Source organism: Ralstonia edaphi, from assembly GCF_958350185.1.
Lineage (GTDB): Bacteria > Pseudomonadota > Gammaproteobacteria > Burkholderiales > Burkholderiaceae > Ralstonia > Ralstonia edaphi.
The window spans coordinates 416882-439306 of record NZ_CATWHI010000005.1; the positions used below are offsets into that span (position 1 = coordinate 416882).

Here is a 22425-nt window from a genome sequence, read left to right on the forward strand (position 1 = left end):
ATTTGAAAATGCATGTGCCGTTGCGATGCGATAATCCGCCAACTTTTCTCCATGACTCCTCTGAACTGACGCCGCCATGCAAGCCAACTCGCGCGCCTTTTTCCTGCTGATTGCCGTGATCTCCTTCGGGGTGGTCGGCTATGCGCTGTACCTGCAGCACGTTGAGGGGCTGCAGCCATGCCCGCTATGCATCCTGCAGCGGTTTGCGTTCCTGGGCATCGGCGTGTTCTCGCTGCTGGCGGCGCTGTCGTCGGCCACGCGGCTGCTGTGGCACGGGCTGGGCATGCTGTCGGGGCTGGCCGGACTGTGTGTGGCGGGGTACCACGTATCGCTGCTGCTGAACCCCAAGGCAACGTGCGGCATCGATCCGATCGAGAACTGGGTCAACGCGCTGCCGACTGCCAAATGGTTGCCGCAGGTCTTCGAAGCCGATGGCCTGTGCGTCGGGCCGATGCCGCCGGTGCTGGGCCTGTCGGTGCCGGTGTGGTCGCTGATCTGGCTGGTGATTCTGTCGCTGACGCTGGTGGTGGGGATGATCCGCCGCGAGCGCCGCTGAGCTGGGGCCGCCGATCATGCAACGCGTGCTGGTGAGTGCCTGCCTGCTGGGCCAGCCGGTGCGCTATGACGGCGGCACGGTCGCCACCGAGGGCGGCATCCTGGCATGCTGGCAGATGGAAGGCCGTATCGTGCCGATGTGCCCGGAGATGGCCGGCGGTTTGCCGGTGCCGCGTCTGCCCGCGGAAATTCACGGCGAGGGCGGTGGCGCGGCGGTACTGCGCGGCGCAGCCAGTGTCGTCGAGCACCACGGCCATGACGTTACGGAAGCGTTTGTAAGGGGCGCGCAACGCGCCCTGGAGGCGGCGCAGTCTGCCGGCGTGCAAGTCGCCGTGCTCACCGAGCGCAGCCCGTCTTGCGGTTCTGCATTTCTCTACGACGGGACGTTTTCCAGCCAGTTGCAGGAGGGCGAGGGCGTGACGGCGGCGCTGCTGCGCCAACACGGCATCCGCGTGTTCAGCCAGCACCAGCTGGAAGAAGCCGGGCGCCTGCTCGATGCGCTCGACGCGCAGGACCGCGCCGATTCGTCAATCGGCAAACCGTAGCGGCAAGGCGAGCTGCACGGGCTCGCCGTTCTCCTTCACCACGCTGTTGCGCTCGACAAAGAGCGGATGTTGCAGCGCTTCTTCCATGCGCAGCACGGGCGTGACACAGCAATCGGCATCGGCAAAACGCGCGGTCCATTCGGCTTGCGTGGCGGTCAGGAAGAGCGCAGCAAGTTCGTCGCGAATGGCGTGTGCGTCATCGCCGCCGACGCGCTGGCCGAGCGCCCAGTGCTGCGCTTTCCATTCGGGTTTTTCGATGACCTCGCACATCGCCTGCCAGAACTTCAATTCGAGCGCGCCGACGGCCATGAAGCGATCGTCCGCCGTGCGATATACGCCGTAGCACGGCACGCCGCCATTGAGCAAATCGGTGCCCGCAGGGCTGGCCTTGCCGCGCGTGCCGACGGCAAAGAACGCCATCAGGTTGTGCGCGAACACCGAGTCCGTCATCGATACATCGACGTAGCGGCCGCGGCCCGTGGCGCGCGCGTCGACCAGCGCGGCCAGGATGCCGACCACCGCCGTGAGGGCGCCGCCCAGCAGGTCGCCGATCTGCACGTTCGGGACGATGGGCGTGCCATCCGCGCTGGCGAGTTGATCGAGTATACCCGCATAGCCGACGTAGTTGATGTCGTGGCCGGCCGCTTGCGCCAGCGGGCCGTCCTGGCCGTAGCCGCTGATGGAACACATGACGAGCGCCGGGTTGGCCGCGCGCAGGGTGTCCCAGCCGACACCGAGGCGCGCCATGACGCCAGGGCGGAAGCTTTCGATCAGCACATCGGCGTGGCGTACGAGTTCGATGAGCGCGTCGCGGTCTTCTGCGCGTTTCAGGTCGAGCCGCATTTCGGTCTTGCCGCGATTGAGCGAGCGGAAGAACAGGCTCGGGCGTTCAGCCGCGCGGTCAGCGGAGGTGCGCATCATGTCGCGCGCGTAGTCGCCGGGGCCGGGGTCTTCGATCTTGATGACTTCTGCGCCGAGGTCGGCCAGGTGGCGCGTGGCGGCCGGGCCGGGCAGCAAGCGCGTGAGGTCGAGCACGCGCACGCCGGTCAGTGGCTGATGCGTTGCGGTGTCCGGCGACGGCGATGTCATCAACAGGTCTCCTTGGCCGGACGCGCCAGCCTCAATTGATTTGTTCGAGTTGTTCGTGCAGCTCGAGCCAGCGTTCTTCCAGCTCGTCGAGTTCGGCGTTCAGTTCAGCCTGGCGGCGCAGGCTTTCCATCATGCGTGCCTTGTTGGCCTCCTCATACGCGGCGCCATCGGCGAGGAAGGCTTCGAGTTCTGCCTTTTCCTTTTGCAGCGGCGCCATGCGTTTTTCGATGGCGTCGACGTTCTTCTGCAGCGGCTTGCGCAGCGCATTCAGGCGTTGACGTTCGGCGGCCTCTTCGCGCTTCTGGTCGCGGCGGTTGGTGGCCGGTGCGCCATCTGCATCGGCCGAAGCCGCCTGTGCGCCCGCGGCTGCGCGCTTGGCCGCGGCTTGCTTGAGCAGCCAGTCGCGGTAGTCGTCCAGATCGCCGTCGAACGGGGCGACGGTGCCCTGGCCGACGAGCAGGAACTGGTCGGTCGTGGCGCGCAGCAGATGCCGGTCGTGCGAGACGAGGATCAGCGTGCCGTCGAACTGGGCGAGCGCCATCGTCAGCGCTTCGCGCGTGTCGAGATCCAGGTGGTTGGTCGGCTCGTCGAGCAGCAGCAGGTTGGGGCGCTGCCAGACGATCAGGGCGAGCGCCAGGCGCGCCTTCTCGCCGCCCGAGAACGGCTCGATGGGCGACGTCGCCATGTCGCCGCGGAAGTTGAAGCTGCCGAGAAAGTCGCGCAGTTCCTGCTCGCGCACGTCGGGTGCCAGCCGCGCCAGATGCAGCAGCGGCGAGGCGTGGTCGTCGAGCGTTTCGAGCTGGTGCTGGGCGAAGTACCCGATCTGCAGCCCCTTGCCGCGCCGGATCGTGCCGGACAGCGGCGCCAGCGTCTCGGCCAGCGTTTTCACCAGCGTCGACTTGCCCTGGCCATTGGCACCCAGCAGGCCGATGCGCTGGCCGGTCTGGATCGAAAACGTCAGGTGTTTGAGGATGGTGATGGGCTCATCAACGCTCGGGCCGGGATAGCCGCAATCGACGCCTTCAAACGTGAGCATCGGGTTGGGCGCCGCCTCAGGCTCGCGGAATTCGAACGAGAAGCCCGCCGCCGCATGCACGGGCGCGAGGCGCTCCATGCGCTCCAGCGCCTTGACGCGGCTCTGCGCCTGCTTGGCCTTGCTGGCCTTGGCCTTGAAGCGCGTGATGAACGATTCGAGGTGCGCGATCTGCTTCTGCTGCCGTGCGTACGACGCTTCCTGCAGCGCCATCTGCTGCAGGCGCTGCGTCTCGAACTGCGTGTAGTTGCCGCCGTAGCGTTTGAGTTTCTGGTTCTCGATATGCAGCGTGACGTTGCAGACGCCGTCGAGGAATTCGCGGTCGTGCGAAATCATGACGAGCGTGCCGGCGTAGCGCGACAGCCAGTCTTCCAGCCAGACCACCGCATCCAAATCCAGGTGGTTGGTCGGCTCATCGAGCAGCAGCAGGTCGGACGGGCACATCAGCGCCTGCGCCAGATTCAGGCGCATGCGCCAGCCACCGGAGAAGCTCGCCACCGGCTGCGACGTCTGCGCCATCGTGAAACCGAGACCGAGCAGCAGCGCCTGCGCGCGCGCCGGTGCGGTGTAGCCGTCGGCATCGGCAAAGGCGGTGTGGGCTTCGGCCTGTGCGTGGCCGTCGTGCGCCGCTTCGGCCGCGGCGAGGCGGCGTTCGATGTCGCGCAGGCGGGTATCGCCGTCGAGCGTGTAGTCGAGCGCGCTGCGGTCGACTGCCGGCGTTTCCTGCGCTACGTGGGCGACCTGCCAGGTGGGCGGGATGGCGACTTCGCCGCCGTCGGCGTGCAATTCGCCGCGCAGCATCGAAAACAGCGTGGATTTGCCGCTGCCGTTCACGCCGACAAGGCCGACCCGTTCACCGGGGTTGAGGGTTGCGGTGGCGTGGTCGAACAGCACCTTGGTGCCGCGCTGGAGGACGAGGTCGTCGAATCGGATCACGAAAAACTGCGCTTGAAGGCAAATCGGAGAAGGCTGCGATTGTAGCGTGCTGCGTCGCACGATCCTGCGCGCCGGAGGCGTTTGGACTGGTGCATTGCACCGTACCGAAGCAGCGGTCGCCCGCAATCTGTGCGGCGGCATTGGACCTAGGGAAAACCATAGGTCTTCATGAAAGTTTTTTTCTTTACACGGCCGATTCGTGAAAATACATTTACACAAAATTTTCACGGCCCAGGAACATGGCGAAATCCACCAGCAAGCGCACGGATGTGTCGAAAGGCGCATTTGCCGCCGATGCGACGGTCTCCGAGCGCATTGGAGCGGCCCTTGCCACGCTCACGCCGGCGCACCAGCGCATGGCGGAATACGTGCTGGCGAACCCGTTCCGCGCGGCCACCATGCGCATCGACGAGTTTGCCGCCGCGGTCGACATGTCGATTGCCACGGCCAACCGTTTTGCGCTGGCGCTGGGCTTTGACGGCTATCCGCAGTTCCGCGCGGGGCTGCTGCGCGGCTTCGAGGCGACGCTCGCGCCGGTGGAAAAACTGCGCCACGAGCTGGCGCGCCCGGCCACCAGCGCGGAGATCTTCGCGGCCTCGCTCAACGAAGACATCGCCAACCTCGACGCCACGCGCCGCATGCTCGACGCCGCTGCGTGCGAACGCGCGGTCGACGCCATCCTCGGCGCACAGCGCATCTACGTGATGGGCTTTGGCGCCAGCGGCTATCTGGCGGGCCTGCTGCGCCATGGGCTCGATCTTTACTGCGACACGGTGATCTCCGTTTCGCAGCCGGGCGGCGCATCGGATGCGGCGCGCCAGCTGCGCAAGATCGGGCCGAAGGATCTGCTGATCGCCATCGCATTCCCGCGCTATGCGGCGGACACCATCACGCTGGCCAAGCAGGCCGGCAAGCAAGGCTGCCAGCTGCTGGCGCTGACCGACAGCCCCACGTCGCCGCTCGCGCCGCTGGCCGACATTGCGTTGTATGCGCGGCCGGAGCGGCAGTTCTCCGCCACGTCCGACACGGCTGCCGTGGCGCTGTTCGAAGCGCTGTGCGGCGCGGTGGCGCATCGCTCGGCGCATTCGCTGGAATCGGCCGAACGCCTGACTGAATTTGTGCTGCCGTGGCTGCATACCGCCCCGGCGCCGCGCGCCAACGACGCCGCGAACGCTCCCGGCACATCGACGACCACCCGACGCGGCCGCAAACGCACCGCTGAAAACTGATTTACATCGAGCCACGCATGACTACGCCCATCCTCGCCATTCATGGCGGCGCCGGCACCATCACCCGCACGGCCATGAGTGCCGACAAGGAAGCCGCCTACCAGCAGGCCCTGAACGACATCCTGGCCGCCGGGCAACGCATTCTCATGGACGGCGGCAGCGCGCTGGATGCCGTGACCGAAGCCGTGCGCTTGCTCGAGGAGTGTCCGCTGTTCAACGCCGGCAAGGGGGCGGTGCTCACCAGCGCCGGCACGTACGAACTCGATGCGTCGATCATGGACGGCGCCACGCTGGCGGCCGGCGCAGTCACCTGCGTCAAGCGCCTGCGCAACCCGATCCTTGCGGCCCGCGCGGTGATGGAGCGCAGCGAACACGTCTTGTTCACCTCCGAAGGCGCCGAGGCGTTCGCCCAAGCGCAGGGCCTGGAGTTTGTCGAGCCCGACTACTACTACACCGAAGCGCGCTACGCCCAATGGCAGCGTGCTCGCCAGCAAGACGGCATGGCGCTGCTCGATCACGATGCCGCGTCGCTCGTGGCCAAGGAAGCCGCGCCCATCGACCCGGACAACAAGTTCGGCACCGTGGGCGCCGTGGCATGCGACGCGCAAGGGCGCCTCGCGGCCGCCACCTCCACGGGCGGCGTCACCAACAAGAAGGTTGGCCGCGTGGGCGATACGCCCATCGTCGGCGCGGGCTGCTTTGCGAACAACGTGGCTGCGGTGTCGTGCACGGGCACGGGCGAGATGTTCATCCGTGCCGTGGCCGCCTATGACGTGGCCGCGCAGATGGAATACGCCGGCAAGTCGCTGGCCGATGCCACCGACGACGTGGTCATGCGCAAGCTGATGGCCATCAACGGCCGCGGCGGGCTGATTGCCGTGGACGCGCAGGGCAACGTCGCGTTGCCGTTCAACACCGAAGGGATGTACCGCGGGTTCGCGCGCGGGGCCGAAGCGCCTGTCGTGTCGATCTACCGGTAAGCAGCAGCCCAGCAGAGAAGCGAGCAGGACAGCAGGAGATTTGTCGTGACAGCAACCAAACAGCCCAGTGCCGGCAGCGTCATTGCCATGCCCGATCAGCGCGTCGTGCAGGTGCAAGACCTGAGCGTGCGCTTTGCCACGTCCGAACGCGTGGTCGACGCGGTGCGCAACCTGTCGTTCCATGTCGACCGCGGCGAGACGCTGGCCGTGGTGGGCGAATCGGGTTCGGGCAAGTCGGTGACGTCGCTGGCGCTGATGCGGCTGGTGGAGCACGGCGGCGGCAAGATCATCGGCGGGCAGATGCACCTGCGCCGCCGCAACGGCGAAGTGCTGGACCTGGCCAGCGCCAGTCCCGCGGCCATGCGCGGCGTGCGCGGCGCCGATATCGCGATGATCTTCCAGGAGCCCATGACCTCGCTCAACCCGGTGTTCACCGTGGGCGAGCAGATTGCCGAATCGATCCGCCTGCACCAGGGCAAGCCCGCCAGTGAAGCCAAGGCCGAGGCGCTGCGCATGCTGGAGCTGGTGCGCATTCCCGAGGCGCGCAATGTGCTGGGGCGCTATCCGCACCAACTGTCGGGCGGCATGCGCCAGCGCGTGATGATCGCGATGGCGCTGTCATGCAAACCGTCGCTGCTGATTGCGGATGAGCCGACCACCGCGCTGGACGTCACCATCCAGGCCGAAATCCTGCAACTGATCCGCGCGCTGCAGCAGGAGCTGCACATGGCCGTGGTGTTCATCACGCACGACATGGGCGTGGTGGCGGAAGTGGCCGACCGCGTGCTCGTGATGTACAAGGGCGACCGCGTGGAAGAGGGCCCGTCGGCCACGGTCTTCGCACAGCCGGCGCATCCGTATACGCGTGCGCTGCTGTCGGCGGTGCCGCGCCTCGGCTCGATGCAGGGCACCGATGGCCCGGCGCGCTTTCCGCTGTTGCGTGTGGATGGCACGGCCGCAGCGGTCGACACGACACCGCAACCGGCGGCGTCGCACGATGTGCAACCCATTTTGCGTGTGCGTGATCTCGTCACGCGCTTTGACGTGCCCACGGGCATCTTCGGCCGGGTCACGCGCCGGGTGCATGCGGTGGAGCAGGTCAGTTTCGATCTCTACCCTGGTGAGACGCTGGCGCTGGTCGGCGAATCGGGCTGCGGCAAGTCGACGACGGGACGGTCGCTCTTGCGTCTGGTGGAGTGCCAGAGCGGCAGCATCGAATTTGCCGGCCAGAACATCGGCGAGTTGAAGGGGCCCGCGCTCCAGACGCTTCGCCGAAACATCCAGTTCATCTTCCAGGACCCATTCGCCTCGCTGGACCCGCGCGTGCCGGTCGGCTACTCCATCATGGAGCCGCTGCTGGTGCACAAGGTGGCCTCCGGCAAAGAGGCACAGCAACGCGTGGAATGGCTGCTCGACAAGGTGGGCCTGCAGGCCGCGCATGCGTCGCGCTATCCGCACGAGTTCTCGGGCGGGCAGCGCCAGCGCATCTGCATTGCGCGCGCGCTGGCATTGAACCCGAAGGTGGTGATTGCCGATGAGTCGGTGTCCGCCCTGGACGTGTCGATCCAGGCGCAGATCGTCAACCTCATGCTCGATCTGCAGAAGGAGTTTGGCGTTGCGTTCCTGTTCATCTCGCATGACATGGCGGTGGTGGAGCGCATCAGCCATCGCGTGGCGGTGATGTATCTCGGCCAGATCGTCGAGATCGGCCCGCGCCGCGCGATCTTCGAAAACCCGCAGCATCCCTATACGAAGAAGCTGATGTCGGCCGTGCCGATTGCGGACCCGGCACGCCGTCACCTGAAGCGTGAACTTTCCACGCACGAAATTCCCAGCCCGATCCGTGCCGTTGGCGACCTGCCGGTGGTGCAGCCGTTGGTGCAAGTGGCGCCAGACCACTTTGTTGCCCGCCATTCGATTGGCGGCGCGTATTAATCGCAATACAGAACGCAGTGAGACGTCATCTTTGATGAGGAGGAAGGAAATGTTCAATCGCTTTGCCCACCGAGTCGCATTCGGCCCGCGCGCAGCCATGGTTGCCAGCGGCCTGGCCCTGGCGGCATTCACCGTGCCGGCCTTTGCCGCCAAGGACGCCGTGATGGCGGTCTACTCGACCTTCACCACGATGGACCCGTACGACGCGAACGACACGCTGTCGTTCAGCGCCGCCAAGTCGTTCTATCAAGGCCTGTTCGGCTTCGACAAGGACATGAAGCTGGTCAACGTGCTGTGCGACAGCTACGACGTCAGCAAGGACGGCCTGGTCTACACGTTCAAGCTGCACAAGGGCGTGAAGTTCCACGACGGCACCACGTTTGACGCCAACGCCGTCAAGGCCAACCTGGACCGCGTGACGGACCCGGCCAACAAGCTCAAGCGCTTCGTGCTGTTCAACCGCGTGGCGAAGACCGACGTGGTCGATCCGTACACCGCGCGCGTGACGCTCAAGGAACCGTTCTCGCCGTTCATCAACGTGCTGGCGCACCCGTCGGCGGCCATGATTTCGCCCACGGCGCTCAAGAAGTACGGCAAGGACATCGCCTTCCACCCGGTCGGCACCGGCCCGTTCGAGTTTGTCGAATGGAAGCAGACCGACTACCTGAAGGGCAAGAAATTCGACGGCTACTGGAAGCATGGCCTGCCGAAGATCGACACCATCACCTGGAAGCCGGTGGTCGACAACAACACGCGCGCCACCGTCATGCAGACGGGCGAAGCCGACTTTGCATTCACGATTCCGTTTGAACAGGCAGCGGTGCTCAAGAGCAGCCCGAAGGTTGACCTGATTGCCGCGCCGTCGATCATCCAGCGCTATGTCAGCTTCAACACCAACGTGAAGCCGTTCGACAACCCGAAGGTGCGTCAGGCAATCAACTACGCCATCAACAAGGATGCGCTGACCAAGGTGGCGTTTGCGGGCTACGCCGTGCCGTCTGAAGGTGTGGTGCCGCCGGGCGTGGACTACGCCGTCAAGCTGGGCCCGTGGCCGTACAACCCGGCCAAGGCGAAAGAGCTGCTGAAGGAAGCGGGCTACCCGAACGGCTTCGAGACGCAACTGTGGTCCGCCTACAACCACACGACGGCGCAGAAGATCATCCAGTTCGTGCAGCAGCAACTGGCGCAGGTCGGCATCAAGGCCTCGGTGCTGGCGCTGGAAGCCGGCCAGCGCGTCGAGCGCGTCGAAAGCGTGCCGAAGCCCGAAGACGCCGGCGTGCGCATGTACTACGCAGGCTGGTCGTCGTCGACGGGTGAATCGGATTGGGCGCTGCGTCCGCTGCTGGCATCGGAAGCCATGCCGCCCAAGTCGTTCAACACGGCGTACTACAAGAACGAGCAGGTCGATGCCGACATCGCCGGCGCGCTGCGCACGACCGATCGCGCAGAGAAGTCGAAGCTCTACACCGACGCGCAGAAGCGCATCTGGGAAGACGCACCGTGGGCCTTCCTGGTGACGGAGAAGATCGTCTACGCGCGCTCGAAGCGCCTGTCGGGTGCGTACGTGGCACCGGACGGTTCGTTCAGCTTCGACGACATCGACATCAAGCAATAAGTCTCATTGCCGTACCGGCCCGCGCAGCCGTTGCGCGGGCCCTTGCATTTGAATTGCCGCCTGCGGTGGATTTGCCATGCTGAACTACTTCATTAAACGTGTGCTGGGCGTGATCCCGACACTGCTGATCGTGGCAGTGCTGGTGTTCCTGTTCGTGCACCTGTTGCCGGGCGACCCGGCGCGACTGGCTGCCGGCCCCGAAGCCGACCCGGCCACCGTCGAGCTGGTCCGCGCCGATCTGGGGCTCGACAAGCCGATGCACGAGCAGTTCGTGCGCTTTTTCGGTAACGCGCTGCGCGGCGAGTTCGGCAACTCGATCCGCACCAAGCGGCCGGTGAGCGAAGAGATTGGCGAACGCTTCTGGCCGACGCTCAACCTGACGATTGCCAGCATGGTGTGGGCGGTGATCTTCGGCATGGTGATCGGCATCACATCCGCCGTGTGGCGCAACAAGTGGCCGGACCGCCTGGGTATGACGCTCGCCGTGTCGGGCATCTCGTTCCCCGCGTTCGCACTGGGTATGCTGCTGATGGAAGTGTTCTCGGTGCAGCTCGGCTGGCTGCCGTCCATCGGCGCAGATACCTGGAAGCACTACATCCTGCCGTCGCTCACGCTGGGCGCAGCGGTGGCCGCCGTGATGGCGCGCTTCACGCGTGCATCGTTCGTGGAAGTGCTGCAGGAAGATTTCGTGCGCACCGCCCGTGCCAAGGGCGTGCGCGAAACGGTGGTGGTCATCAAGCATTGCCTGCGCAACGCGATGATCCCGGTGGTGACGATGATGGGTCTGCAGTTCGGCTTTCTGCTGGGCGGCTCGATCGTCGTGGAAAAGGTGTTCAACTGGCCGGGCCTCGGGCGCCTGCTGGTAGATGCGGTGGAGATGCGCGACTACCCGGTCATCCAGGCCGAGGTGCTGTTGTTTTCGCTGGAGTTCATCCTGATCAACCTCGTGGTGGACATGCTGTACACCGTCATCAACCCCACCATCCGCTACAAGAAGTAAGGAGGCCGCCATGACCCAAGCCGCAAGCCAGGCGGTCGCACCGCAAGCCGCCACCGAACCCGTCCGCACCCCGTGGACGGAGTTCTGGCGCAAGTTCCATAAGCAGCATCTGGCGATGGGCGCAGGTGTGTTCGTGATCGCGCTGGTGTTGATCGCCATCCTCGCGCCGCACATCGTGCCGTTCGACCCGGAAAACTATTTCGACTACGACGCGCTCAACGCGGGGCCGTCGGCGCAGCATTGGTTTGGCGTCGACTCGCTGGGCCGCGACATCTTCAGCCGCATCCTGATGGGCACGCGCATCTCGCTGGAAGCGGGCTTCGTGTCGGTCATCATCGGCGCCATCGTGGGCACCATGCTCGGCCTGTTGGCCGGCTACTACGAAGGCTGGTGGGACCGCATCGTCATGCGCATCTCCGACGTGCTGTTCGCCTTCCCCGGCATCCTGCTGGCCATCGGCATCGTGGCCATCCTGGGCAACGGCATGATCAACGTGATCTTTGCCGTGGCGGTGTTCAGCATTCCGGCGTTTGCGCGGCTGGTGCGCGGCAATACGCTCATGCTCAAGCACCTGACGTATGTAGAAGCCGCACGCAGCATTGGCGCGTCGGACTGGACGATCATCATGCGGCACATCCTGCCGGGCACGATTTCATCCATCGTCGTGTACTTCTCGATGCGGATCGGCACCTCGATCATCACCGCTGCGAGCCTTTCGTTCCTGGGCCTGGGCGCACAGCCGCCCACGCCGGAGTGGGGCGCGATGCTCAACGAGGCGCGCGCCGACATGGTGACCGCGCCGCACGTGGCGATCTTCCCGAGCTTGGCCATCTTCCTGACCGTACTGGCGTTCAACCTGCTGGGCGACGGCCTGCGCGACGCGCTGGATCCGAAGATCGACCGCCGTTGATATGCCGATCCGCCTTCCTGCCATCGGCACGCTGCCGGCCGGCACACGCAATAGCATCACCGACGTGGCCGGCGTCACCGTCGGCCACGCCACGATTGCCGGCGGCGACATCCAGACCGGCGTGACCGTGGTATGCCCGCACGCCGGGGACCCGTTCCTCGACAAGGTGCCGGCCGCCAGCGTCGTGCTCAACGGCTTCGGCAAGAGCATCGGCCTCGTGCAGGTAGACGAACTGGGCGTGCTGGAAACGCCGATTGCGCTGACCAACACGTTTGCCGTGGGCGCCGTGGCGCAAGCGCAGATCCGCCAGGCGGTTGCCGCCAACCCGCAGATCGGCCGCGCATGGTCGACCGTCAATCCGCTCGTCTTTGAATGCAATGACGGCTACCTGAACGACCTGCAGGCGTTTGCCGTGCAGGACGTGCACTACGACGCGGCCTACGCTGCGGCAGCCCAAGCGTTTGAGCAAGGCGCGGTCGGGGCAGGGCGCGGGATGTCGTCGTTTGGCGTGAAGGGCGGCATCGGTTCTGCGTCGCGCGTGGTGACGCTTGCCGACGGCACGCAGCGCACGGTGGGTGCGCTGGTGCTGTCCAACTTTGGCGTGACGGAAAACCTGACGCTTGCAGGGCGCAACGTCGGTGCGGAGCTGGCAAAAGCGCTGGCCGCCGGCACGCCGACGCCCGAGAAGGGCTCGATCATCATGCTGCTCGCCACTGATGCGCCGCTCGATGCACGCCAGTTGCGCCGCCTTGCCTTGCGCGCTGGCGCCGGGCTGGCGCGTACCGGCTCGGTCTTCGGCCATGGCAGCGGCGACATCGCACTCGCGTTCTCTACTGCCTACACCGTGCCGCACGAAGGCACACGCGCCATGCCGGCCGTCGCCATGACCCACGAATCGCACCTCGACCCGCTGTTCCAGGCCGCCGCTGACAGCGTCGAACAAGCCATCGTGCACGCGCTGTTCCACGCAACCGCCGTCACCGGCCGCGACGGCAACACGCGCCGTGCATTGACCGAATTGATCTGACCTGACGCCATGCGAATCCTGATTTCCGCCGACATCGAAGGCGTGGCCAACGTGTTCCACCCCGAGCAGACGCGCGCCGGCAACGGCGAATACGAACGCGCCCGCCGCTGGATGACCGCCGAAGCCGACGCCGCTGTGCGCGGTGCCTTCGACGGCGGCGCCACGGACGTGCTCGTCAACGATTCGCACGGAGGTTTCCGCAACCTCATCCCCGATTCCATCGACCGCCGCGCACGCTTCGTCCTCGGCAAGCCGCGCTACCTGAGCATGATGGCCGGCGTGGACGGCTGCGATGCCGTGTGCATGATCGGCTACCACGCGCGCGCCGGCAGCCGCGGCGTGCTGGCACACACCATCAACAGCTTCGCGTTTGCGCGCGTGTGGTTCAACGAACAGGAACTGGGCGAAGCCGGCCTCTACGGCGCCCTGGCCGGCGAGCGCGGTGTGCCGGTGGCCGTGGCCAGCGGCGACGACGTGTTCATCAAGGAAACCAAGCCGCTGCTGCCGCACACCACGTTTGTCGAGACCAAGCAGGCCGAAGGCCAGAACGCCGGCACATCGCTCTCGCCCGAGCAGTCGTGCGAAGCCATCTACGCAGCGGTGAAAGCCACGGTACGGCGCGGCCATTTCAGCATGCCGCTGCGCCTCCAGGCACCGATCGTCTGCCGCCTGCAAACGCAAACACCCGCATTGGCCGACCTGTTCTGCCAATGGCCCGCCCTGGAGCGCATCGACGGCACGATGCTCCGCTTCGCCGCCGACTCCGTAGAACATGCCGTACGCATGCTCAATAGCCTCTCCGCCATGTCGGCGATGCTGCGTTAAGCAGCAGCTCAGCACATCACAGCGCCAACCCTCGCACTCAGACGGTTTGGTCGTTGACGTTCATGCCCTGGATGGCGCCTTGAATTTCTGTTGCAGAGAGGAAAAAGGAAGGGAAACTGTCTGAGCGAAGCGAGTTTTTCCCTTCCCCTCTCTGCGACATAAATTCAAGGGGAAGTCGCCATCTCGGGCGCGCCTTTCTTTGCCTACCTTTCTTTGGCAAGACAAAGAAAGTAGGTCGGCCCCGCCAGGGGACGAAACAGGGATAGACCAAAACCGCCAACCCCAGCGTAAACTTCAGGACATCCAACCCCGAAGGAGCCCCCCATGACCCGCGCACTCACACTCACCACGTTGCTGTGTGCGCTGGCAGTCGTCACGGTAACCGCCTGCGACCGCCGCCCATCCCCCAACCCACCCGCGCCCCAAACATCAAAAGCCGAAAAGGCCGCCGCCGCGCTCGCCAAGGCCGCTGCAGAATTCAAATGCCCCGCGCCCTCGGGCCGCTTCATGATCGACGACGGTACCAACCGCGGCCCCAAGCAACCCGTGCGCACCAACTGCACCACCGCCTACGCCACCTGCGACGCCCAGTCGCAAGCCGTCTTCGACCACTGCCCGAGCGGCCAGGTGTTCGATAAGCGCTTTTCGATCTGCGTCGTGAAAGACGCCTGTGATGAGGTGAAGTCCTGACGCTGTTTTGGTTGCTTCGGCTGTGACGGCCGTTGCGGCCTCGCCGAAGTGTTGCACTCGGCGCGTCGGGTTCCGAACGTCAAATGCGGGGTTCAAAACCCGGTGCATGAGGTTCTGAACCGCAATCATCGAGTCCAGAACCTGAGCTGTGAGGTTCAGAACGCGATGACTCGGCGTTCCGAACCCCACACATGGCGTTCGGAACTTCAATTGCAGCGTTTGGAACCGGAAACGCGGCGTTCGTAACCCGGACCATGGCGTTCCGAACGCCAACCTGCCGAGTTCCGAACCCCAAGCGTGCGGTTCGGAACCCCGTGCCCTTAAAGCGCCTCGCGCGTCACCAGGAACACCTGGTCTTCGCCCGCGCTGGTCGGCAGCCAGACCAGGTCGAGATCGGGGAACGCCGCCTCAACGTTTTCACGCTCGTTGCCGATTTCCACCACCAGCACGCCGTGCGGCTTGAGGTGGCGCGGTGCGTCGGCGAGGATGCGGCGCACGATGTCCATGCCGTCGTTGCCGCCGGCCAGCGCCATGTGCGGCTCGGCACGGTACTCGGGCGGCAGCGCCTGCATCGACGCCTCGTTTACGTACGGCGGGTTCGTCAGGATCACGTCGTAATGCACGCCCGGCGGCAGCGGCGCATACAGGTCGCCCTCGTGCAGGCGGATGCGGTCTTGCAGGCGGTATTCGTCGACATTGCGATTGGCCACCACCAGCGCATCCGGCGACAGGTCCACCGCGTCGATCGTCGCATTGGGCCATTGCAGCGCCGCCAGGATCGACAGGCAGCCTGAGCCGGTGCACAGCTCCAGCACGTCGGTCGGGCCATCTTCCTGGTCGATCCACGGTTCCAGCCCGTCTTCGAGCAATTCGCCGATGAAGCTGCGCGGCACGATCACGCGCTCGTCCACGTAGAAGCGCATGCCGTGCATGAACGCCTCGTGCGTGATGTACGCGGCGGGCACGCGGTCGACGGCGCGGCGCTCGATCACCTTCAGTACGGCCGCCACTTCTTCGGGCAGCAGGCGCGCGTCCATGAAGGGCTCCAGCGTGTCGATCGGCAGGTGCAGCGTGTGCAGGATCAGGTAGGCGGCTTCGTCGTAGGCGTTCTCGCTGCCGTGGCCGAAGACGAGGCCAGCCGCGGTGAATCGCGACACGGCGTAGCGCAGCAGGTCGCGCACGGTGGTGAACGGGTGGGAAGCGGGGAGGGTAGGCGTGGTCATGGGTGACGTGAGTTGGCTCAGCGTTGGGTGACAACGAGCAGGTCGACGTAGGCCACGTCGAGCAGGTCGGATTCGGCAATGCCGAGCGCGTGCATCAGTTGGTGGGCAATCTTTACGCCGTCGTCTTCGGACTGCGTATCGCGCAGCACGACTTCGAGTTCGACGAAATCGCCGAGGTCTTTCACCGCATCGACATGAATGCGCGTCTGGCCGGCGAGGTACAGCTGGCGCACCTTGATGACCCGGCCGGCCGTGCCGATGGCGGCGGCCAGCGTGTCGCGCAGGGCATCGGGCGCGCTGGTCGGAACGATGTGGTAGTCCGACACGCGCGGGCCGGCGCTGTTGGCACGGAAGTAGTGGATCAGCTCCCCGCGCTCGGGCGAGAACTGCCGCAGCTTCAAGCGCCCGTTCGCGCAGGCGAAGAACGTGTCGTCCTGCTCGATGCGCTCGGGGCCGGAATCGGCGATGGCGGCCGCGCGTTCAATCAGCGCAGCCACATCGCACACACGCGCCTTGATCTCGACGTTGCGCGCCATCGGGGCAACCTCAGGCGATCAACGTTTCCAAGACGCGGCGATACACGTTCTTCAGCGGCTCGATAAACGCCACTTCGACGTGTTCGTCGATCTTGTGGATGCTCGCGTTCGGCGGGCCGAACTCGATCACCTGCGGGCAGATCTTGGCGATGAAGCGGCCGTCCGACGTGCCGCCCGTGGTCGACAGTTCGGTCGTCACGCCGCACTCGGCCTGGATGGCGGAGGCGAGGGCTTCGGACAGGTCGCCGCGCTCGGTCAGGAAGGGCTCGCCGCCCAGCGTCCAGTCGAGCGTGTAGTCGAGGCCGTGCGCATCAAGAATGCTGTGCACGCGCGCTTTCAGGCCGTCCGGCGTGCTCGCGGTCGAGAAGCGGAAGTTGAAGTCGATCGTGACGTGGCCGGGAATGATGTTTGTCGCGCCCGTGCCGCCGTGGATGTTCGACATCTGCCAGGTCGTCGGCGGGAAGTAGGCATTGCCGTCGTCCCACTTGGCGGCGGCCAGCTCGGCCAGCGCCGGGGCGGCCAGGTGGATCGGGTTCCTGGCCAGATGCGGGTAGGCGATGTGGCCCTGCACGCCATTCACCGTGAGCTTGCCCGAGAGCGAACCGCGTCGTCCGTTCTTGACCATGTCGCCGAGTGTGGAGACCGAAGTCGGCTCGCCGACCACGCAGTAGTCGAGGCGCTCGCCGCGTGCGCGCAGCAGGTCGCACACCTTGACGGTGCCGTCGTGCGCCGGGCCTTCTTCGTCGCTGGTGATCAGGAAGCCGATCGAGCCGGCGTGGTCCGGATGCTTGGCAACGAATTCTTCCGAGGCCACGACGAAGCCGGCAATCGATGTCTTCATGTCGGCCGCGCCGCGGGCGTAGAGCTTGCCGTCACGGTGCGTGGGCTCGAACGGATCGGAACTCCATTGCTCCACGGGGCCGGTCGGCACCACATCGGTGTGGCCTGCGAAAACGAGCAGCTTGCCGTCGGTGCCGGCGCGGCCGCGCTTGACGGCCCACAGGTTGGTCACCCGAAAGTGGTCCGGGCCGCTGATCACGGTTTCGCATTCGAAGCCGGCCGCGGTCAGGCGTTCGATCAGCACGTCCTGGCAGCCCTTGTCTTCGGGCGTGACGGAGCGGCGGCGGATCAGGTCTTCAGTGAGGGCAAGCGTGGGCTGCATGTTCGACATGACGACAGTCACGGTGATGTTGTTGTGGTTAGAACAGGGCGGCGTACTGATCCGCCGAGAAGCCGACGTTGACGCTCTTGCCGTGCACGAGCACCGGACGCTTGATGAGCGACGGGTTGGCCTGCATCAGCGCGATGGCGCCGGCTTCGTCTTCGGCGCGGGCCTTGTCGGCGTCAGACAGAGCGCGCCATGTGGTGCCCTTGCGGTTGAGCAGCGTGGTGAGCGGCACATGCTTGAGCCAGCCGGCCAGCATGTCGGCGCTCACGCCTTGCTTCTTGAAATCGTGAAACGTGTAGGCAACACCGTTCGATTCGAGCCACGTGCGGGCTTTCTTCACGGTGTCGCAATTGGGGATGCCGTGCAGGGTCGTCATGGTGGGATTCGCAATCAGTGTCGAGATGCTTGCAAGGCAAACGAGAGGGCGACAACGGCCAAGGCAAAACCGATGGACGCCAGCCATGTCATGCGCTTGAGGCGGCGCTCCAGGCGCGCGGCTTCGTCGCGCAGTGCGTCGATGGTGATGGCGTGCTGCTCAGCCAGCAGCTTGACGGATTCGGCCTGCTGCAGGATCGCCACTTCCAGCTCGGCGATGCGTGTATTTGGATCGGGCGCGGCGCTTTCTGCGCGGGCAGCTTCGGTGCCGGTTTTCTTGCGGTTCTTGAACTTGTCGATGGTCTTGTTCGCCTGCTCCAGGATGGTGGGCAGCAGCGACAGGACAGTACCGATGGTGTTTGGATCAAGACCCATGATGCGTTGGCGTAGCTTGCCGAAACGGGAGCCGGTGGCATTGCGTTCGGACATGGCCGCACTTGAAGTGGTTGGCATGCCCGCAAGACTAGCAGGCATGCCTTGCGCAGGCGCTTAATCGCCGCGCAGCAGCTCGTTCAGGCCAACCTTGGCGCGCGTCTTGGCGTCGACCTTCTTGACGATCACGGCGCAGTACAGGCTGTGCGAGCCGTCCTTCGACGGCAGGTTGCCCGCCACCACCACCGAGCCCGCCGGAATGCGGCCGTAGCTGACTTCACCGGTTTCGCGGTCGTAGATCTTGGTCGATTGGCCCAGGTACACGCCCATCGAGATCACCGAGTTTTCTTCAACGATCACGCCTTCCACGACTTCCGAGCGGGCGCCGATGAAGCAGTTGTCTTCGATGATGACCGGGTTGGCCTGCAGCGGCTCCAGCACGCCGCCGATGCCCACGCCGCCCGACAGGTGCACGTTCTTGCCGATCTGCGCGCACGAACCGACGGTGGCCCACGTGTCGACCATCGTGCCTTCGTCAACGTAAGCGCCGATGTTCACGTACGACGGCATCAGCACGGCGTTCTTGGCGATGAACGAGCCACGGCGTGCCACTGCCGGCGGCACTACGCGGAAGCCACCCGCGGCAAAGTCTTCGGCCGTGTAGTTGGCGAACTTGCTCGGCACCTTGTCGTAGAACTGCGTGAAGCCACCGGCAGCCATCGGCGCGTTGTCTTCCAGGCGGAACGACAGCAGCACGGCCTTCTTGATCCACTGATTGACGATCCACTCGCCGTCCTTCTTCTCGGCCACACGCAGCGCGCCGCGATCGAGCTGGCCGATCACGTTGGCGACGGCTTCGCGCACATCGGCCGGAGCGGACTTGGGCGACAGGTTGGCGCGGTCTTCCCACGCTTGATCGATCAGGGATTGCAGTTGTTGCGTCATGGTCTTGTTGGCTCTCGGAGAGGAAACAGAAGAGAAAAATCAGGTTCAGCGTTGCTGGCAGAACTCGACGATGCGGCGCGCACCTTCCAGGCATTCGTCCACGCCGGCCACTAGCGCGATGCGCACGTAGTCCTGGCCCGGATTCGTGCCGTGCGCCTCGCGGGCGAGGTAGCTGCCCGGCAGGACGGCGACGTTCTTGGCGGCCAGCAGCTGGCGTGCGAATTCGGTGTCCGACAGGCCCGTGCGCTTGACGTTGGCCCACAGGTAGAAGGCTGCATCGGGCAGGGCCACGTCCAGCACCTCGGCCAGCATCGGCGTGACCTGCTGGAACTTCTTGACGTACTGCGCGCGGTTGTCGCGCACATGGGTCTCGTCGTTCCACGCCGCGATGCTAGCGGATTGCACCGACGGGCTCATCGCGCTGCCGTGATACGTGCGATACAGCAGGTACGCCTTGAGCAGCTTGGCGTCGCCGGCCACGAAACCGGAGCGCATGCCCGGCACGTTGGAGCGCTTGGACAGGCTCGAGAACATCACCAGGCGATCAAAGCCGCGGCCCAGTTGGTGCGCGGCCTGCAGTGCGCCCAGCGGCGGGTTGGCCTCGTCGAAATAGATTTCGGAGTAGCACTCGTCCGACGCAATGATGAAGCCGTATTCGTCCGACAGCGCGAAGAGCTGCTTCCAGTCTTCGAGCGTGAGCACGGCGCCGGTCGGGTTGCCGGGGCTGCATACGAAGACGAGTTGCACGTTGCGCCATTCGTCGGGCGTGATCGCGGCGAAATCGGGCGCATAGTTGCGCGCCGGGTCGCTGTTGGCGAACAGCGGCGTGGCGCCGGCCAGCAGTGCCGAGCCTTCGTAGATCTGGTAGAACGGGTTCGGGCACAGCACGCGGGCGCCGGGCTTGCTGCCGTCGATCACGGTCTGCGCGAACGAGAACAGCGCCTCGCGCGAGCCGTTGACGGGGATCACTTCGGTGGCCGGGTCGACCTTCGGCAAGCCGTAGCGGCGCTCCAGCCATGCGGCGATGCACTGTCGCAGTGCATTGGAACCGAGCGTCGTGGGATAATTCGCCAGCCCGCCAAGCGCCGCCGTCAGCGCGTCTTTCACCAGGGCCGGCGTCGGGTGCTTGGGCTCGCCGATGCCGAAGCTGATCGGCGCATGGACGGCGCTGGGCGTGACGTCCTTCACAAGCGCTTTCAGTTTCTCGAACGGATACGGCTGGAGGGCGGACAGGCGCGGATTCACGGTGTTGGGCGGCGGTGTTGGGCTGGTCAGCGGGCAAGCTTGGCGCTTGCCGGGAAGCCCGAAATTATACGGCCAACGTGTGCTGGCCGCCCCAAGACAATGCTGCATGCGGCGGATTTCCGCCGTTTTTTTATTGCTTAGATGACATCGATAGCCTCCTCGGCGGACGCTTCCGCTCACCACGAGCCGCAATGGGCGGCGGCACTCTTCATCCTGCTGGGCGCCTCGGTCTGGGGTATTTCCTGGTATCCGTACCGCCTGCTGGCCGGCTGGGGGCTCGGCAGCATGCTGGCATCGTCGATGACGGGCGCGGCTGCGGCTGTGCTGGCTGCCGTGGTGCTGCGTCGTCACTTTTCGACGTTTCAATGGTCGTGGCTGATCCCAGCGCTCGGGATTGCGGCGGGCATCACCAACGCGGGCTTTGTCTGGGGCACGGTGCACGGCACGGTCATGCGGGTGCTGCTCCTGTTCTATCTGACGCCCGTCTGGACTGCGCTGCTGGCACGCCTGTGGCTGCACGAGAGGCTGGGCTGGCGTGGCGGTGTGCTGCTCGCGCTGGCGCTGTCGGGCGCGGTGATGATGCTGTGGTCGGGCCAAGCCGGCACGCCATGGCCAGGCTCAGCGGCGGAATGGGCGGGGCTGATTGCGGGGCTCGCTTTTGCGTGCAACAACGTGCTGTCACGCCTGGCGGGGCAGCGTCATCCGACCATGCGTCCGGAGATGCGGACCGTGGTCGTCTTCACCGGCTGCGCGCTGGTGGGCTTTCCGGCTGCGCTGATGCTCGATGGCGTGCGCGCGGTGCCGGCGGCTTTCTCACAGAGCAATACGTGGCTGCTGCTGGCGGGCATGGCCTGCGTGCTGGTCGGCGGCAATGCGATGGTGCAGCGCGGCCTGCAACGCTTGCCGGCCAATCGTGCGGCGCTGCTGATGCTGTTCGAAATCGTGGTCGCGGCTGTGTCGTCGGCGCTGCTGACGGCTGAGCGTCTGTCCCCCCAGGAGATGGTGGGCGGCGCCTGCATCATCCTGGCGGGCGCGCTGTCGGGGCTGTCGCGGCGCAAGTAGGCCGCCGGCGTTTCGCCAACCAACCAAGGAGTTGCCGATGTTGCTTCGTTCGATTTCCATCGCGCTGACGTTTGTGCTGTCGACGGCCGCGCACGCCGCTCCGGCGGAGACCGGCCCCGCGTATGGCCCGCGCCTGGAAGGCTTCGATTACCCGGCGCCCGTCAAGCTCTTCAAGTTCGAGTCGCAGGGCAGTGCGCTGGAGATGGCGTATCTGGACGTCGCGCCCAAGCAGCCCAATGGCCAGGTAGCGGTGCTGCTGCACGGCAAGAACTTCTGCGCGGCCACCTGGGAAGGCACCATCGCCGCGCTCACGGGCGCCGGCTACCGCGTGATCGCCCCGGACCAGATCGGCTTCTGCAAATCGAGCAAGCCGCGGGCGTATCAGTACACGTTCCAGCAACTGGCGAGCAATACGCATGCGCTGCTGGCGTCGCTCGGGATCGAGCAGGCGATCATGATCGGCCATTCGACGGGCGGCATGCTGGCGACGCGCTACGCGCTGATGTATCCGAACGCGGTGTCGCGGCTGGTGATGATCAACCCGATCGGCCTGGAAGACTGGAAGACCAAGGGTGTGCCGCCCATGACGGTCGACCAGTGGTTTGCGCGTGAGAAGCAGACCACCGCCGAGCGCATCCGCGCCTACGAGCAATCCACGTACTACGCCGGGCAATGGCGCACGCAATACGAACCCTGGGTGCAGATGCTGGCCGGCATGTACCGCGGCCCGGGGCGCGATCTGGTGGCGTGGAATTCCGCGCTGCTGTACGACATGATCTACACGCAGCCCGTCGTCTATGAGTTCGGCCAGGTGCGCCCGCCGACGCTGCTGCTCATCGGCCAGAAAGACACCACCGCCATCGGCAAGGACGCGGCGCCGCCCGAAGCACGGGCGCAGCTGGGGCATTACCCTGAACTGGGCCGTGCCGCCGCCAAAGCCATCCCGCGCGCGACGCTAGTGGAATTCCCGGATGCAGGCCATGCGCCACAAATCCAGGATCCTGATGCGCTGCACCATGCGCTGCTTGACTGGCTTGCCACGCCGGAGCCTTCGCGCACCCGCCGGCCCGACTGACGCCGTTTGTCATAAAGGTGAAACTGCTTACAAATCCGCAGCAATTTGGCCTCCC

At 65.5% G+C, this 22425-nt stretch carries 22 protein-coding genes; 13 read left to right on the plus strand and 9 right to left on the minus strand.

The features are described from left to right. Positions 1-76 precede the first annotated feature (76 nt). Together R2669_RS19480 and R2669_RS19485 are read left to right on the plus strand one after the other, a co-directional pair. Positions 77-556: a disulfide bond formation protein B gene (locus R2669_RS19480; protein WP_024975827.1), complete on the plus strand. Its 480-nt coding sequence runs from the start codon at positions 77-79 to the stop codon at positions 554-556. A 16-nt stretch (positions 557-572) separates the two neighbouring features. Continuing rightward, positions 573-1100: a 2-thiouracil desulfurase family protein gene (locus R2669_RS19485; RefSeq protein WP_316901760.1), complete on the plus strand. Its 528-nt coding sequence runs from the start codon at positions 573-575 to the stop codon at positions 1098-1100. Here R2669_RS19485 and R2669_RS19490 read toward each other — a convergent pair. Continuing rightward, complete coding sequence (locus tag R2669_RS19490) at positions 1083-2189, minus strand: CaiB/BaiF CoA transferase family protein (RefSeq protein WP_316901761.1); 1107 nt, start codon at positions 2187-2189, stop codon at positions 1083-1085. The two genes, R2669_RS19485 and R2669_RS19490, sit on opposite strands and share 18 nt — an antisense overlap. A 31-nt stretch (positions 2190-2220) precedes the next feature. Beyond that, positions 2221-4158 (minus strand): ATP-binding cassette domain-containing protein, encoded by a 1938-nt coding sequence (locus tag R2669_RS19495; RefSeq protein WP_316901762.1) that lies wholly within the window; start codon positions 4156-4158, stop codon positions 2221-2223. A gap of 239 nt (positions 4159-4397) precedes the next feature. On the opposite strand from R2669_RS19495, the gene R2669_RS19500 reads away from it, so the two are divergent. The 9 genes from R2669_RS19500 (at position 4398) to R2669_RS19540 (ending at position 14369) form a co-directional block, all read left to right on the plus strand. Beyond that, on the plus strand, positions 4398-5387 hold the full coding sequence (locus R2669_RS19500; protein ID WP_102067103.1) for a MurR/RpiR family transcriptional regulator: 990 nt from the start codon (positions 4398-4400) through the stop codon (positions 5385-5387). A gap of 17 nt (positions 5388-5404) precedes the next feature. After that, on the plus strand, positions 5405-6367 hold the full coding sequence (locus R2669_RS19505; protein ID WP_147216604.1) for an isoaspartyl peptidase/L-asparaginase family protein: 963 nt from the start codon (positions 5405-5407) through the stop codon (positions 6365-6367). 87 nt (positions 6368-6454) lie between these two features. After that, the gene (locus R2669_RS19510; RefSeq protein WP_430708831.1) at positions 6455-8302 is read left to right on the plus strand and encodes a dipeptide ABC transporter ATP-binding protein; all 1848 of its coding nucleotides are present in this window, start codon (positions 6455-6457) and stop codon (positions 8300-8302) included. A gap of 49 nt (positions 8303-8351) precedes the next feature. Next, on the plus strand, positions 8352-9917 hold the full coding sequence (gsiB, locus tag R2669_RS19515) for a glutathione ABC transporter substrate-binding protein GsiB (protein WP_316901764.1): 1566 nt from the start codon (positions 8352-8354) through the stop codon (positions 9915-9917). Positions 9918-9993: 76 nt separating this feature from the next. After that, on the plus strand, positions 9994-10917 hold the full coding sequence (gene gsiC / locus R2669_RS19520; RefSeq protein WP_316887708.1) for a glutathione ABC transporter permease GsiC: 924 nt from the start codon (positions 9994-9996) through the stop codon (positions 10915-10917). A 10-nt stretch (positions 10918-10927) separates the two neighbouring features. After that, positions 10928-11827, plus strand: a complete 900-nt coding sequence (gene gsiD / locus R2669_RS19525) for a glutathione ABC transporter permease GsiD (protein WP_147216610.1) — start codon at positions 10928-10930, stop codon at positions 11825-11827. Position 11828: 1 nt separating this feature from the next. After that, a complete protein-coding gene (locus tag R2669_RS19530; protein WP_316901765.1) occupies positions 11829-12854 on the plus strand; it encodes a DmpA family aminopeptidase in 1026 nt (341 codons plus the stop codon). A gap of 9 nt (positions 12855-12863) precedes the next feature. Continuing rightward, positions 12864-13679 carry a M55 family metallopeptidase gene (locus tag R2669_RS19535; protein ID WP_316901766.1) on the plus strand — a complete coding sequence of 272 codons (816 nt, stop codon included), beginning with the start codon at positions 12864-12866 and terminating at the stop codon, positions 13677-13679. Between the two features lie 324 nt (positions 13680-14003). Continuing rightward, positions 14004-14369: a chitin-binding domain-containing protein gene (locus R2669_RS19540; protein WP_027677490.1), complete on the plus strand. Its 366-nt coding sequence runs from the start codon at positions 14004-14006 to the stop codon at positions 14367-14369. A 320-nt stretch (positions 14370-14689) separates the two neighbouring features. On the opposite strand, the gene prmB is transcribed toward R2669_RS19540, so the two are convergent. Genes prmB through dapC form a run of 7 tightly spaced genes read right to left on the minus strand, consistent with a single transcriptional unit; the run spans position 14690 to position 20233 of the window. Continuing rightward, on the minus strand, positions 14690-15592 hold the full coding sequence (prmB, locus tag R2669_RS19545) for a 50S ribosomal protein L3 N(5)-glutamine methyltransferase (RefSeq protein ID WP_027677489.1): 903 nt from the start codon (positions 15590-15592) through the stop codon (positions 14690-14692). A gap of 17 nt (positions 15593-15609) precedes the next feature. Continuing rightward, positions 15610-16128, minus strand: coding sequence for a class IV adenylate cyclase (locus R2669_RS19550; protein WP_316901767.1), 519 nt, complete (start codon positions 16126-16128; stop codon positions 15610-15612). A 10-nt stretch (positions 16129-16138) separates the two neighbouring features. Then, positions 16139-17290 (minus strand): succinyl-diaminopimelate desuccinylase, encoded by a 1152-nt coding sequence (gene dapE / locus R2669_RS19555; protein WP_147219025.1) that lies wholly within the window; start codon positions 17288-17290, stop codon positions 16139-16141. A gap of 37 nt (positions 17291-17327) precedes the next feature. After that, complete coding sequence (locus R2669_RS19560; RefSeq protein ID WP_027677486.1) at positions 17328-17672, minus strand: arsenate reductase; 345 nt, start codon at positions 17670-17672, stop codon at positions 17328-17330. Between the two features lie 14 nt (positions 17673-17686). Continuing rightward, positions 17687-18100, minus strand: a complete 414-nt coding sequence (locus R2669_RS19565; protein WP_316901768.1) for a hypothetical protein — start codon at positions 18098-18100, stop codon at positions 17687-17689. A gap of 60 nt (positions 18101-18160) precedes the next feature. After that, entirely contained in the window at positions 18161-18988 is an 828-nt protein-coding gene (gene dapD, locus R2669_RS19570) for a 2,3,4,5-tetrahydropyridine-2,6-dicarboxylate N-succinyltransferase (protein WP_004626643.1), read from the minus strand. 45 nt (positions 18989-19033) lie between these two features. After that, entirely contained in the window at positions 19034-20233 is a 1200-nt protein-coding gene (gene dapC, locus R2669_RS19575; protein ID WP_316901851.1) for a succinyldiaminopimelate transaminase, read from the minus strand. 141 nt (positions 20234-20374) lie between these two features. Here dapC and R2669_RS19580 point away from each other — a divergent pair, with 141 nt between their 5' ends. Together R2669_RS19580 and R2669_RS19585 are read left to right on the plus strand one after the other, a co-directional pair. Next, positions 20375-21295 carry a DMT family transporter gene (locus tag R2669_RS19580; protein ID WP_316901769.1) on the plus strand — a complete coding sequence of 307 codons (921 nt, stop codon included), beginning with the start codon at positions 20375-20377 and terminating at the stop codon, positions 21293-21295. A 37-nt stretch (positions 21296-21332) separates the two neighbouring features. Beyond that, positions 21333-22370 (plus strand): alpha/beta fold hydrolase, encoded by a 1038-nt coding sequence (locus R2669_RS19585; protein ID WP_316901770.1) that lies wholly within the window; start codon positions 21333-21335, stop codon positions 22368-22370. The last annotated feature ends 55 nt before the right edge of the window (positions 22371-22425 follow it).